This window comes from Caballeronia sp. LZ001 (assembly GCF_031450875.1).
GTDB lineage: Bacteria > Pseudomonadota > Gammaproteobacteria > Burkholderiales > Burkholderiaceae > Caballeronia.
In genome coordinates, this window is record NZ_JARTVX010000002.1 from 101,908 (window position 1) to 115,281 (window position 13,374).

21 protein-coding genes are annotated in these 13,374 nt (G+C 59.8%); all 21 read right to left on the reverse strand.

Features of this window, described 5'->3' with window-relative positions; genetic code table 11:
• Positions 1 to 39: 39 nt before the first annotated feature.
• Positions 40 to 597, reverse strand: coding sequence for a hypothetical protein (locus tag P9292_RS02890; protein ID WP_244797400.1), 558 nt, complete (start codon positions 595 to 597; stop codon positions 40 to 42).
• Positions 598 to 669: 72 nt separating this feature from the next.
• Positions 670 to 1,056, reverse strand: coding sequence for a hypothetical protein (locus P9292_RS02895; protein ID WP_244797399.1), 387 nt, complete (start codon positions 1,054 to 1,056; stop codon positions 670 to 672).
• Positions 1,057 to 1,438: 382 nt separating this feature from the next.
• Positions 1,439 to 1,690, reverse strand: a complete 252-nt coding sequence (locus P9292_RS02900) for a hypothetical protein (RefSeq protein ID WP_244797398.1) — start codon at positions 1,688 to 1,690, stop codon at positions 1,439 to 1,441.
• A 59-nt stretch (positions 1,691 to 1,749) separates the two neighbouring features.
• Positions 1,750 to 2,166, reverse strand: coding sequence for a hypothetical protein (locus P9292_RS02905; protein WP_309957989.1), 417 nt, complete (start codon positions 2,164 to 2,166; stop codon positions 1,750 to 1,752).
• Positions 2,167 to 2,260: 94 nt separating this feature from the next.
• Positions 2,261 to 2,587: a hypothetical protein gene (locus tag P9292_RS02910; RefSeq protein WP_244797396.1), complete on the reverse strand. Its 327-nt coding sequence runs from the start codon at positions 2,585 to 2,587 to the stop codon at positions 2,261 to 2,263.
• Between the two features lie 67 nt (positions 2,588 to 2,654).
• A complete protein-coding gene (locus P9292_RS02915) occupies positions 2,655 to 3,146 on the reverse strand; it encodes a hypothetical protein (RefSeq protein WP_244797395.1) in 492 nt (163 codons plus the stop codon).
• Entirely contained in the window at positions 3,147 to 3,680 is a 534-nt protein-coding gene (locus P9292_RS02920) for a hypothetical protein (RefSeq protein ID WP_244797394.1), read from the reverse strand.
• Between the two features lie 488 nt (positions 3,681 to 4,168).
• Positions 4,169 to 4,459, reverse strand: coding sequence for a hypothetical protein (locus P9292_RS02925; RefSeq protein ID WP_244797393.1), 291 nt, complete (start codon positions 4,457 to 4,459; stop codon positions 4,169 to 4,171).
• Positions 4,460 to 4,500: 41 nt separating this feature from the next.
• A complete protein-coding gene (locus P9292_RS02930; RefSeq protein WP_309957993.1) occupies positions 4,501 to 4,881 on the reverse strand; it encodes a hypothetical protein in 381 nt (126 codons plus the stop codon).
• Between the two features lie 148 nt (positions 4,882 to 5,029).
• Complete coding sequence (locus P9292_RS02935; protein WP_244797390.1) at positions 5,030 to 5,335, reverse strand: hypothetical protein; 306 nt, start codon at positions 5,333 to 5,335, stop codon at positions 5,030 to 5,032.
• Between the two features lie 208 nt (positions 5,336 to 5,543).
• On the reverse strand, positions 5,544 to 6,140 hold the full coding sequence (locus P9292_RS02940; RefSeq protein WP_309957996.1) for a hypothetical protein: 597 nt from the start codon (positions 6,138 to 6,140) through the stop codon (positions 5,544 to 5,546).
• Positions 6,141 to 6,221: 81 nt separating this feature from the next.
• Positions 6,222 to 6,500, reverse strand: a complete 279-nt coding sequence (locus tag P9292_RS02945; protein WP_244797388.1) for a hypothetical protein — start codon at positions 6,498 to 6,500, stop codon at positions 6,222 to 6,224.
• A 233-nt stretch (positions 6,501 to 6,733) separates the two neighbouring features.
• Positions 6,734 to 6,916: a hypothetical protein gene (locus P9292_RS02950; RefSeq protein WP_244797387.1), complete on the reverse strand. Its 183-nt coding sequence runs from the start codon at positions 6,914 to 6,916 to the stop codon at positions 6,734 to 6,736.
• A gap of 77 nt (positions 6,917 to 6,993) precedes the next feature.
• A complete protein-coding gene (locus P9292_RS02955; RefSeq protein WP_244797386.1) occupies positions 6,994 to 7,443 on the reverse strand; it encodes a hypothetical protein in 450 nt (149 codons plus the stop codon).
• Positions 7,444 to 7,532: 89 nt separating this feature from the next.
• Complete coding sequence (locus P9292_RS02960; RefSeq protein WP_244797385.1) at positions 7,533 to 8,102, reverse strand: hypothetical protein; 570 nt, start codon at positions 8,100 to 8,102, stop codon at positions 7,533 to 7,535.
• A gap of 93 nt (positions 8,103 to 8,195) precedes the next feature.
• On the reverse strand, positions 8,196 to 8,735 hold the full coding sequence (locus P9292_RS02965; protein ID WP_244797384.1) for a hypothetical protein: 540 nt from the start codon (positions 8,733 to 8,735) through the stop codon (positions 8,196 to 8,198).
• A gap of 150 nt (positions 8,736 to 8,885) precedes the next feature.
• Positions 8,886 to 9,239 carry a hypothetical protein gene (locus tag P9292_RS02970; RefSeq protein ID WP_244797383.1) on the reverse strand — a complete coding sequence of 118 codons (354 nt, stop codon included), beginning with the start codon at positions 9,237 to 9,239 and terminating at the stop codon, positions 8,886 to 8,888.
• Between the two features lie 71 nt (positions 9,240 to 9,310).
• Positions 9,311 to 9,922: a hypothetical protein gene (locus P9292_RS02975; RefSeq protein WP_244797382.1), complete on the reverse strand. Its 612-nt coding sequence runs from the start codon at positions 9,920 to 9,922 to the stop codon at positions 9,311 to 9,313.
• A 145-nt stretch (positions 9,923 to 10,067) separates the two neighbouring features.
• Positions 10,068 to 10,520 carry a hypothetical protein gene (locus P9292_RS02980; protein WP_244797381.1) on the reverse strand — a complete coding sequence of 151 codons (453 nt, stop codon included), beginning with the start codon at positions 10,518 to 10,520 and terminating at the stop codon, positions 10,068 to 10,070.
• Between the two features lie 59 nt (positions 10,521 to 10,579).
• Entirely contained in the window at positions 10,580 to 12,379 is a 1,800-nt protein-coding gene (locus P9292_RS02985) for a UvrD-helicase domain-containing protein (RefSeq protein WP_244797380.1), read from the reverse strand.
• 26 nt (positions 12,380 to 12,405) lie between these two features.
• Positions 12,406 to 12,705, reverse strand: coding sequence for a hypothetical protein (locus P9292_RS02990; protein ID WP_244797379.1), 300 nt, complete (start codon positions 12,703 to 12,705; stop codon positions 12,406 to 12,408).
• Positions 12,706 to 13,374 lie beyond the last annotated feature (669 nt).

The window sequence follows — 13,374 nt, forward strand, 5'->3', positions numbered from 1 at the left end:
ACCACATTGTTCGGAGTGGGTCAGGCAAGAGCCGGGTGGTCAAGCTACGGTTGCAAAATCCCGTAGTTTTTCAATGCGTGTCGCGTCGAGATCGGACATGGGTTTGGCCTGTGTGCTCTCGATGGCGGATAGCACGGCAGTCGGCCCGCAGATCTGTGCTGCCACCTTGTCGGCGTAAGTAGCGCGCTTGACCTGAAACTTCGGATAGCCCTTCTTCAGGCGTCGCTGCGCCACGACGAACATCCCAACGCCAACTACCTGCATCGTAAGTTGGACGGTCCACGAATCGAAGAATTTGCCAGCGACGAAGCCCGCGACGATCAATGCGACGCTCCATAGCGATCCCGCCCAGAACGGCCGCATAAATCGAAAGAAGTCCTCTCGCTGTGCAGCGAGACCGATGGCTTGTGCAACGGCGACTTCGCGAGCCTCCTGCGAGCGGGAGTAGAAGTCCCCGCCGACGATGATGCGGTTAGTGATCGACTGGTATTTGAGGCCGTGGTGCCGCTCCTTGAAGAGCACCACGGGCGCGTTGATGCGGAGATTGAGGGCAAACCGTTGTGCCAGCCCGAATATCTGGATCTGAGAAGGGTTCACTGTTCTTCCTTTTGTCTGTGTCAGAAGTGGCCCTGCAGGCGGACCGGTAGTCGCCGCCAGCAAGCGCCGCCATCAATAAGTTTCGCCCTTGTCGAGCACGAGACACCCGGCCTGCCGCGCTTTGAGCTTGAATTTCAGAAGCTGGTCGTCCCAGATGTTCACTGGCAGAGGCACCAAACCCTGCCACGACGAAGCTACCGTCTCAGCACGCTCACGCAGAGGGGTGCACTCCGGCTTGCTCCGATCAAACTGCCCCACAAGCACCGGCCAGGTGACGAGGACTTCACCCTGTGCGCGCGGTGGCAGTTTGACCGGCGCTTCGATGTTCGTTACGTCGCGTTTCCAGCAGTCCGCGTAGTAGTCCGTCGCCAGCAGTGCGAGGGGAAACAGCCACAAGAAATGGCGTTTGGAAAATCGATGTGCGTTCCGCTCGTGCGGCCAGCCCTCAGTCGTGCTCATGCATTGATCCTTTTTTCTCTTCCGTTTTCATCATCCGCGACTGCGCTGATGCCTATTGCTGGTCAGTCCGGCCCGGGAGGACACCCGCGACATATAGCAGCCCAACCAGGCAAGCGATGATTGAGACCAATGTCGGGAAGGCCATCAAGCCTGGCGCCAACCACGCAGCCAACATTGGGGCGTCATCGAGACTGCGGGGAGGGAACGGTCTCGCGAGCCATCCCAGCATCCATGCCCAGACCCCTGCACTGAATGCAAGCAGGAGCAGTCCTATCATCCGGTTCCAAATATTTATCTTCATGCCCATTCCCCGAGCTGTGCATCACACGAACAACCGCTTCCTGTCATCTCGGCGGAGGGAGGCCTGAGTAGCCTCGGGCGATCAAAGTAGGCTGAGAATCGCCAGCTTGACACCGTGCGCGGCAACCCCGCCAATCGAGGTGTGCCCAGAATTACCGAGAAGACTCGGGAGAACGACGAAGACCAGTGCTGCCACGCTCATCAGCAGCGCTAACGCCACGAGGCAAAGCATCTGTCCCACGATCGTCTGGCCGCGCGTATATCGCGACCTCACTCCGTTTGGCAAGGTTTCGCGCTCGGAGAGCCAGCCACGCAGCCGCGCTTTAATATTCATGTGTTACCTCTCTTCTGATCGATTGCCATGCCAGTTGCGCATGCGTTGCGGTCTCCATTTCACGCAGGGTGCCGCCTGTAGAGAGCCTGTCCCTTCGCGCGGCCGATGCGCCAGACTGCGGCGAGCTCCGGCACGCTGCGGATCTGACAGGAAATCGGCGTGTCCGGATAGCCGCGTTGGCCGTGTTCTTCCGCGTAGTTCAGAGCCTTCTCCGCCCATTCGTCCGCCGCGGCGCCACGGCTATGCCCCGCGATCAGCTCAATCCGGTACATCGCCCATGCAACGCTCGCATTGAGCGCTATCGCGAAACCGTCGAACGGCTCCTCATCTTTATGTACGGTCTGGCGCATCGATTTTGCTTCCCGACTTGTCAAAATTGCGAAATGTGCCATGGTTAGTAAAGCGGCGATCCAGCCGCGAAATGTGCCACGTTTAGTGACGCCCGCTTTACCGCACCCTGATCCGATGTGCGGCAATCACCCGCCCCAGGTCGCAAACTCCAAACATCGCTGTGATTTGAGACGGGATCTCCGTTCGTCGCACACAACTGCCGGCCGAAATGTGCCGTCGTTAGTGCGCCACCACCGAGTCGCGCTTCGTGATCTTTCCCTTCACGTAACCAACGCCGTACGCGATCGATCCGTGAATGGCATACAGCAGGCCGTCGATTACGCTCGCGATCCAAAGGCCCATGCCCACGAATGCGAGCACGACGATCGCCGCGATGATGTACTTGACACCCAGCAGATCTGCCATGTTGGGGCTCAGCAGCTTCAGTGTTTGTGCGAACGAGAAGATGTCGGACTGGTGCAGTGCGCGAAAGATCTGCTTGAATGCGATCGCCATAAGCAGCGACGCGATGGTCAGGCCAGCGGCCACGACGCGGATGGAACCCATAGTTGTTTCTCCTGGTTGAGTGTGCGTGAAATGTGCCACCGTTAGTGACGGCGGAAATGTGCCATGCTTAGTGCGCCAGCGCGGTTTCGACTCCGAGCTGCCCGGGAAACCGCGCCGCCACACTCTGGAGCCGGCCGGCTGCCGTGTAGAGTTGGGGCTGTTGGGTAGCGTGTCGTGCCGCGAAGAAATTCACCTGCGACACCAGTTCGCTCTCGCTCTGAATCGTCAGCCCGTCGAGCGGACCCAGACCCTTGTCCCGCCCCGCTGACGTAACGGTGATTCGTGCCGGCCACACGCGTAGCGGTTCGGCATACGCGGCGCCGCTATAGAGTGCGTCTTCTGCGCTCGAGAACCACTCGTCCCAGTGCAGTGGCCGGAGGGCGATTAGCTCGCGGCCGTAGCTTGGGCCAACCTTTCCACCCCATGCCGCAGGGCCATAGAAGTGACAGCCCGGATCAAATTCCTGACGGGGTGCGAGCGAGTCCGCCACATAGAAAGTGCCATTCATGCTGACTGTGGCGTTGAGATACCACCCCGCGGAAAGAAGGACAACGCGCATTCAATCCTCCGTGTGGTCGAGACGCGCACCCGGCACACCAGCAGAGCTTGCGACGCCGCCGATTGCTTTTCGGGTCGCGTCGGCCAGCGGCGCAGGGTCGATCACTGTTACGCTGCTGCCCGGGGGCGCCGTCAGCTTGCTGATGTCGAATCCCATCGCGCGAGCCTTCGTCAACGGGCTGACGATCATGGACCAGTCAATCTCGAACGCTTCCGCGTACGACGAGACAACGACGGTGATGATCTGGCGCTTCGCGGACGCCGGTTGTGTTTCGACGACTCCACTGCTGCTACGTCCTTGCCATTTCACGAACGGCGGCACCGAATCGACCTGAAATACAGAGGCGTTCCGCGTAATCTGCCGCACGGCCCAATCGACGGCAGCACGCCAGTCGTCGCCGGGGCGCTGATAGGTCACATCCCCCACGCGCGTACTGACCATCCGGTTCACGCATGCGGACTCGGGTTCTTCGCCAGAGTCGTGGTAGACCACGTCTATCAGCAACTGCCGACCGTCAATCTCGATGGTATTCATGCCCGCGATTTCCTTCGTTCTTGTCGAAACGTCCAACTCGTAACACCTGTCGATCCATACTAACGGCGGCACATTTGGAGAACTTTCTCAAACACAATTCGATACTAAACACGTAGCAATAACGCCTCACAAGACCGAAGGCGATTTAACGGTGCTGCCTCAGCGGTTAAGTGCGCGTAGCAGCGGACGCATCACAACATCAACGGCACCTGCGACCGCCTTCACCTGCTGCGCGCGGCGTTGGTCAGCGCTCGGTCGTGCGACCTTGGGAATTGCCGCCGCGACCCGCTGCTCGCGCGTCCCTCGTTGCTTCGCTTGTCCCATAAATCGTTACCTCTACTTCGTGCGATTTGCCGACGAAAGCTTCAGCACCGTCACGTGGTTAAACACGTACGCATAATACTATAAGAATTGCCGAGGTGACAAATGAAATGGAACGAGGTGTTGTCAGCAACGCCAAGGGCAAATATCCGACCCGCCTACGCTCGCTACGCGGTCTTGTTACACGCGATTTTCTTTGCGAGCCAACCGTACTGGTCCGCGTCCACTTGCTTCACCAGTACGAGCTTGCACGTGCCGCCGTCGAACTCTGTGGTTACGTTTGCCGTTTCACCCACAATGACCGGTTCGTCTTTGACGCGTACCGGATCGACGTTGTAGGCCTTTCCCACAAACTCAGCAGCCGCATATCGCGCTGCCAGCGACGAACCCGGCTGCGCATGCTCACCACACGCGCTTAGCAACACAGGAACGATAAGAACCATCGAAAGGCGCTTCATGTTTTCCTTCTTCGAGAAGACTGTTGTCGAGGCCCGCCTGATCAGGCTAAGCCATGCTCGCCCCGGACAAAACGCAGCGCGGCCGACGAATAGTCCTCACCGTGGTCCACCGTGATTTTGCCTTCGTTCGCCAGCTTCCGCCCGAGTTCTGCCAGACTGAGCATCTGTGGAAGCAGTTTGCGCAAAGCCGCCATGTTCGTGATCGCTGTGTTCACGTCCATCGCGAACTGGTCGAGCGCCTTCGACTTTTCGATCGCAAACGGATCGGGACGCTCCACGCCGTCCTTCTCGCTTTGCAGTTTCTGACAGAGCGCGAGCAGTTCGATGCCGCGCTCTACATCTGCATCAAATTTCATTCGGTATCCGTTATCCAAGACGCTTGCGACTTCCGAACCGGAAGCCATCAGGAAGTGCAGGCGCAATAGCGCCGACAAAAAGCACCGTCGCGGACGTGCTGTATCCGGTAAGGCGCAAGATCAGTGCCCCAAGCCCAAGAATCCAGAAACCATAATCGCGGACCTTCTGCGTGCGGCGCAAGATTGCTTCCATTTGTCGTTTCTTGTTTTCCGATCAGAATTCGAAGCCAGTCTTTCGTACGAAATGGTCGCGAATATCCGTGTACACGCTCCGAGCGCTACCACCTTCGCGAGTCGCTTGGGCATTGGCGTGCCGTAGCAGCAAATGGTCAAGCAACTTGTGCGTCTCCACCGCAACAATTTTGCCGCCGGGCAATTCTGCCGCCAAGCATTCCCCGTCCGGAAACTCCGAGTGCGGTTCATACAGCACGCCTGAACATAGATCAATCGCCTTTGAGCCGACACGGCTCATTGCTTCGAGGCTGGCCAATGTTTCGGTGATGCATTCTGAAATCTTCATAAATTGGAAACTCCTGTTTTCCGATCAGTTATTGTCCGACTGCCGGTAGCACCGATTGTGCGATCCAGTGCGCTCCGAGCAACAGCATGATCAACAACACAAATGCGCCGGTGACTTCGGCCACCATGCGCCTTGCGGGCTTACGAACCACCTCTTTTCGTGTTGTCGTATCCATTCCTCAAATATCCACGTGAGGATAGTCTTGCCTCTACCAAGCCGGTGTAAAGACGCCCGGCTTGAGGATGAGATTCATGAAGTGATGAGTGGTGAGGGCGACCGGGCGCTTCTTCGGCCGTTTTGCGATCTCAAACGTGCCGGTCTCGGTCTCGATGAGCAAACCGAACCCGTCCGGCACTTCTGCTGCGGCGATCATTCCCGCCGGAGCGGCGTAATACACGACCTCTGCGATCTTTGCATATCCCGCCCGCTTTTCCGCCACCGCGACATCTGCAAAAAAGTCCGCGCGACTTACCTTCACTTCATGCACGCACGGGTTGATCCGCTTCGCGTCGTAGGTCGCCGCCATCGAGAACACGTCCGGACGAATCGCCTGTCTGCCGCCGGCGTCGCGATCAACGAGGAGCTCGATATTCGTCCAGGTGACACGGCCTTGATCCTGAAGCCACTGGGCGACGCGATCGGCGAGCGCATGATGCGGGCGGCGTCGCTCGACCTCTCGTGCCTTCTCGGCGGCCAGCTCCTGCTCCCCCGCCTGCGTGATCCGGAAACAGACGCCAGAGCCGAGACGCTCGAACCGTTCTACGAACCCTAGTGCGGCCAGATCGAGGTCGATTCCGTCCGTCATCCCCGCGCCGCCGCTCGCGCGTCCCTGCCAGTAAAACCGCAGACGCTTGTAGTGCTGGCGGCTCAACATGACAACCGCTCCCTATGCACGGTAACGAACGCCGCCGAGCACTTTCGCAATCGCGTTATACGCGAGGCACGCGAGTGCCGCCCAGATAGCTCCGCCGAGGCCGAGTGCGACGGGCAGCAGAAGCCACGTCGCCCACCATGGACCGGCGTCAGCAACACTCGCGCGTTGGGGGTCGAAGTGCTGAAGGAATCGCATCAGCGCAACCGATGGATAGGACAGCAGAAACGTCAACAGCGCCGCGTGAATGCTGGCGCTGGGGACGGCGATCGATGAGAGACGTTTTTCGGTCATAACGTTGGCCTAGTCGCGAACGCTTCGGCGGACATGAAAGAGGCGAGAAAGGACGCTTGCGCACGAAGCCACCACAGAGCCGCCAATCAGCAGAAATGCGACGTAACTCAGATTCGCATCCTGCGTGCCAAAGCGCAGACCGAAACGGAACGTCATCAACCAGCACGTCATGATAAGCAGCACAAAAGTACATGCCGCGATTGAGATGTTTTTCATCGGTTTTTCCGCTCTGATTAATCGGCCTGAAAGTACATGAGAGCCCCGGCGATCAGGCCTCCCGCAATCATCACGGAGGCCCATGCGATCTGGACGTTGAAGGACAGTGCCTCAGTGTGAACGACGAACGTCAGGCTGCCGAGCACCATCACCGCGAGCAATATCACGCCGCTTGCCTTCAATTCCTTTTTCTCCTTCATGAACGACGGGGACGCCCCTATCGGTATCACTGAAGCACGTGCCGCAGGCTATGTGCGATGACAATGACGGAAGCGTGTTATTGCCGAGCGAAGGTCAATCGCGCACGATTGCGCTCAGCCTCGAGCTTCGCCAGAGCGTTGTCGAGCTCGCGCCAACTATTCATCGCCGCGTTAACCGACGAGAGCATCAGCTCGTTTGCCTTGTCAATGCTTGCGAACGGATTGGCGGTAGTGCTGTACGACGCATATTCCGTCGTTCCGACGGACGTATTCATGTCGAGAACGCTAACTTGCGCCCATCCGATCGACATGTTGTTGAGGACGGTAGCTGCCCCAGTGATATTGACGCGAGCGTTCGCGCGACGCAGCTTTTCACAGACAGACTTGTAGTTGCTGAATTCGACCCCGCCGTTCTTCTCAAGCGCTTCCCACGTCGAAGGGCCCGTGTAGTACGTGATCGAGCACTCGGCATGGGCAGTGGCGGAGAGCAGCAGAGCGACAGAAGCCGCAAGGAGGATTTTCTTCATTGTTGTGGTGAGAGAAGTTGGTGAATAGTTTTGCCTAATGGGACACAGGATCTGGACTGATGCCACCACCTCGCGTGGCGATCACCTGCTCAGTGAAGCGCGGCACCGCCGCGGCCCCACTCGCGAAACGCGAGAGCGATCTCGCGAAGCAACGGCGACGCGACACGCAATGCTCGCGGCGGTCTTGACGCGGTGCATTCGCGCAGTGCCGCGATGAAACTCGCCTCGTCGGCGAACTCCCGGTTATCGAGCGCAGCGAGCCCCGCCGCGCGACCTTCGTGAAGCACGGTCACTGTCGCGGGCCAGTACATCGCATCGCCCTTTTCCATCAGGTCGCTGGCGGAGATCTGGGCGCCCCGTTCCTTCGCGCTTTCGAGCGCGGTATATCGCGGCGCCGACAGTTCCGCCAGCGGCCGTGCCGAGATCGGTCCGACCTGTCCTTCCCACGCGCCGCCGGAATAGCTGAGTGCCACTTCCCCTTGGGGTCCATCCGTGAGATCTGCCGTCGCCTCGGCGACATAGCGCTCGAATTTCTCGCTCTGTTCCGGAACGAAGAAAAGCCCGTTGCCCATGTCGACAAAGCGACGCGGCTCATCAAGCCGATCTTCCATCGGCGTTTCTCCCGGATTCGCCACCTCGATCGCGCTGTACTGAATCATCGTTTTTCGACTCCGAATCTGCGAAGATACATAACACGTATTGATACGCCAATTGTACGAATTGACGTACTCAATTGCAACGTTTCACACGACTTATTCATGCCTGCCGCAGGGACAGTAATGCGGATCAATTCCAGTCAACGAACAGCCGCCGTCACTCTCGATGTCTTCCTGCATCTTTTCGCGCTCCGCCGGCGTGGCGTAGCCCTTGGAAACGGCTACTTCAAGCGCTATCGATTGGTAAGGCGATTCAACGAGCTCGAGGAGGTCATCGACATCCGCTGAAAATCGCTTCACGAACAGCTCGTAGGACTGGCCACAACCGCGGCTCGCTTCTTCGGCCATGACGGTGAGCTCTTCCGTGAGGCCATCCCGCGTGCGCCGCTTTTGCCGCTGTTCGCGTACGCGGTCGAACGCTTGCGTAAAAGCCCCTCGAAGATCGGGCACGTCGGCGAGAAGCGCCGGACACGCCAGATTTTCGTCCGTCCAGGCGGCATTGTCGCCGCAGGTCTTCGCGCCATTGAGCGCGCGAGACAAATGAGTCTGAGCGGCCCTCTGGTTCTCCGCAACCACGCTTACGCGATGCAGCGCCCACTGAACGCGAGCGGCTAACGCCATGGAAAATTCAGACACTGCTGGATCTCCGGTGATGGGTCGAGGTGATCAATGTGCCACCGTGCGAACCCGTTGAGACACACGTTGCGGAGCATTGACGTGTCGGCCCATACGCCCAACGGGAGTGTGACCGAGACGGTTTTCCCCACAACGCTCTTTCCTGTCAGGTCAATGTGCGCGTCGGTAAGCCTCGGAGATAACGGCACCGCGCTCGACACAGTGCAACACCCACGGCCCGTCGATCTCGATGTCGAACCAGGCGTCCGGACCGGACCCGATCGCGCCGACGGCGGCTTCCTTCGACGCAAAGCGCACGGGCAGATGCCATCCCGCGCATTCGATTTCATCGGGCGCCGAGAGTGTCGTCCCCGGACCGTCCGCGATGCTCCAACCGCCATCGCTCATCCTGACCACGAAGAGGCCGCCGACGACTTCCGTCGCCTCCGTGTATGCGTTGGCTAGGTGGTGCGCCTGACACGGTGCAGAGCCGTCTGAGTTCGAGTTTGCCGCGTTTCGTTTCACCTTGAATTGCTCCTCTGCGCCAGCGCGACGTGCGCTACACGCAATTGCCTAAGATGCGTCCGCCGGGAGGATCAGAACGCCGGCGCTACTTTCTTTTTCGCATCCACGAATCTGAAACGCGCCTGTTGCCACGACGTATCAGTCAGCGCGACCGCGGTCTGTGTCAGTTCCACCCAGGCGTCGCTCATGTTTTTCGGGCAACCCAAGCCGGTGTTGGGGCTGGGGTTATCGCACCACTGCATCGGCAGCGTATTGGGAGCGTTCGATGCAACGCCGTATTTCTGCGAAGCTGAGTTGACCATGGCTGCGGCGTTGTCCTGCGACCACGGTACCTCGTATCGCACCAGCCACACGACCAACGGCCGGGCCTTGTCGACAGGAACCCGCCCCTCGAAGTAGACGGTCAGCTTTGCGCCGTTGTTGTCGTAGGTGAACCATGCGGGGTCCCGCTTCCCGGTCACCTGGTTGACGCCGGGATACTGGTCCGGCTTGAACTGGCTCTTCGGCACGTGCAGGTAGTTGGAGGCGGCGGTCAGCGCCTCGTTGTAGTCCATCCCCGTTTTGACGCCAGCGACATCGAGCTGACGTGCATCCACTGAGCGCGGTTGCGCTGACGCGGAGGCGCATACGGCGAGCAGCCCCAGGCTGACGGCCAATGACAGTTGTTTGCGCAGAAATTTCAACGGTTTTCTCTCCATGTTTTTGGTCTGGCGTGCGATCGCCCGACGATTCCCTCGCGCGTTGCACACCGTGCTGTCGAGAGGGGCTGATCGACACGTGCGGTTTAACGGCCTGTGAAGCGAATTCTTAAATCGGAGCCCGTCGCGGTCACTTGCCGAAGAACCCCTTGATCCCCTTCAGCATCGCGTCGCCGGCGGCGCCACCGATTGCCTCCTTGCCTTTGGCGATGAGCACATCCGCGACGGCCGACGCTGCGGCCGATGCTGCTTCTCGCGCTGGCAGTTCGATCGCGAGGTGACGTTTGAGCGCGTCGACCTCGACGCGTACGAGCTGCCGATGCTGCACCCGGACCTTCTCGACATACCGCTGGGTGATCATCGACATGGACCAGTCGCTTTCGATCGCACCGTCGGCATCCCAGAAATCGGTGCCGCGCACGGTTTCCTCGATCGCGTAGGTGGCGAGGCCCGCGAGAATGTCGACGCCCGGGATCGGGACCATCATGAAAACGGTGAAGGCGGCGCTGTCGTCGAACGATCCCTTCAACTGGCGGATCTTCTCGGCCGACGGCGGCTCGCCGTAGATGTTGATTTCGAACATGCGTATTCCCCGTGTTGTGACGCCAGCAACTCACGCAGCACCGAGTTGCTGGCCGTGCATCAGAACGTCATTTCGTGCAGGCGGGCGGCAACTTCCGGGCTGCTGACGAACAGCACTTCTGCGAGCCGACCCTTGCGGATCATCTCGACGATCACGTTGGTCATCGCGTTGCGCTCATAGCCGAGTTCTTTTGCCAGCCGCGCAACCTGCAACAGGCCTTGGCGAAGGATGGCGTTTTCCACCATGCTTTCGATGTCAGAACCCACGCCCACTGCGCCGCCCGCGACTTGCGCGCCCGACGTAACGAGCCGCTGTTCTTCCGGACGCAATTTGGATTCATCACGCGTATTGATACGCGGCGCGAAATCAAAACCCGGCAAAAGGCCAACCGTACCCGCACCCTGCGCGGTGACGCTCGCACTCAGGATCGACTGCGCTTCGGGGTCGCGCACCGAGAGGGCTTCGACGATCTCGCGCATCTGGTGGTTCAGTTCCAGCACGCGCTCCGCGCGAGTCACAGCCACATACAGGAGATTAAGTTCCTGTACAAGCTCTGGCGTGTCGAGCACGAGAAAGTCACCCGTGTCCGTGACAAAATCCTCGAAGTCGTCGAGCAGCACCACCTGATCGAACTCCAGACCCTTCGAACGATGCGCGGTCGACAGGCACACGTCTGCATCCTCTTGGCGCTCGACTGCTTCGTCCTTGATCTTCTGAACGAGCTCCGGCACCTTGTTGCGATATTCCTTGACCACACCGATCAGGGAGAGAATCTCCTTGTCGTCCGCCTTCGTTGCATAGTCCTCCAGCGCACCGAACGAGCCGAACGTCTTGAACATCTGGTCATTGACCATCGCAGGCTTGTTGTCCATCAGGTGCCACACGTCGACGAGCTTGTCGAACGGGTAGTTCTCCACGCCACCGACGAAGTGCATGCGACGCAGGCCGAGCAGCGCCACCGCGGTGCCGAACAGCCGTGCATTCGTGCGACCGATCACCGCGTACGGCTGGGTGCGGTCAACGGTATAGAGGGTCTCGTGCTCCGGGAAGGCGCTGCGCACCGGGTGGTTCTCGCCACGGAAGTGCGTCAGCAGCATGGTAGCGAGCGTCGCGACGCCGGCGCCGAAGCGACGGCTTTCCGTCAGATATACGGTCTCGTCCGCTTCGATCCGCTCCATCGCATTCACGGCACCCCGGAAAGCGTAGATCGACTGGTACTTGTCGCCGACCATCACCAGGCGGCAGTCCTGCGCTGCGACGATCGCCGTCGTCACCGGGTTTGCGTCCTGTGCCTCATCGAACAGGATGATTTCGTAGCGGCGCGAGAGATCCGGGCCCGAGAGTTGGAACAGCTTGAGGTAGCCGTCATGCGGCATCGGCACGTCCTTGCGCTCGAGGTCCTGCATCGCCGCCCAGACGTACACGCCCCACTTCACGACCATCGGTACGTCCTTCTCCGCAACAGTCGACGGCACGTGCGCTTCGCCAAACTCGCTGTCAGCGGAGAACAGGAAGTTCTCGATCGTGGTGAGAAGCACGCGGGCGAAGCCCACCTTCAGGTCGAAGGCGCGCATCAGATCGCTCGGGCGCAGATTGCCCAGCTTGCCCGCGTCCTTGAAGCGGCGGCCGAAGTGCCAGGCGAGTGAATGCGTGGTCCGGCATTCGACGTTCGAGGGGAACTTGGCCGATGCTTCCTCCTGGATCGCCTTGTTGTAGGCGAGATAGAGGATACGGTCATGGGGGTTGGCCAGAGCGAACTCCACCAGCGTGAAAGTCTTGCCCGCACCTGCGTAGGCTTGCACGATCAGTCGATGAACCGTGCTCTCCACCGCCTTCAGTTGTTCGCTCGTTGCACTCATCTCGGAATCTCTTGTCGTTCTTCGGATTACAGGTGATCGTCGAAACCGCTACGGTCGCCGCCGACGGGCCGCCACAGGTTGTCGTGGTTCACGTCGTCCGGCACATAGTTCAGGTTCTTGGAGAACAGATCCGGCTCTGCCTTCTTCGGCGCCGACGGCGTGACGCCACTGAACAGCGCCCACAGGGGCATCATCATCAGGAAGCCCACTGCGACGAGCGCCCACTTCACGAGGGGCATGTGGTTCAGCACCGCAGCCGAAGCGATCGCACCAGCGATCACCGCTGCGCCTGCCACCGTCATCCCAACCTTCAGTTTCGTGTTCATCGCGGACTCCTTCGTGTCCAACCATTTATGACTTCATGATACCCGTAGTATCGTGTACGAGCAAGGAAATTATACATACGTGTTAAGCGAGCGACAGGCCAACCATTTATCCGGGGTCGCCACGTATAGGGTAACGCTTCGGCGAGCGGAAGTGGGAAGCGCAGGGAGACGGGGCCAAGCATTTATCCCCAATTCACTCCGCATAGAGGATCGGTGTAGGGCCAACCATTTACCCCCAAGGTAGCGCCCTATAGGTCCTCGCCGGGCCAACCATTTATCCCGGCGCCGCAGCCCAAAACCGTCCGCCGCCCAGGCGCCAACGCCCACTCCGAATCATGTCCGCCCAAGATTCACTCCACCTACGCCGAGCGCATCACTCGCTCCGCACCAAGCCTCCGCATACCAACCGCTCACTCCACCCATCCAGCCCGATCGCCACTTCACCCGATCCCCCGCACGCGAATCGATCACCCCGCTCAATCCCTCGCCAGCGAACACCTTCACCTCACCCTCCCCACCCGCGTCGGCACACCGCTACCCCATCCTCGACCGCGCTCAATTTCACCTCGCCCAATCCCTCGCCAGCGCACATCCCGCTCAGCCCGATCCCCCGCCCGCCGATACACTCACTCCGCCCATGCCGCCAGCCGATCCCAGACTCCGCTATTC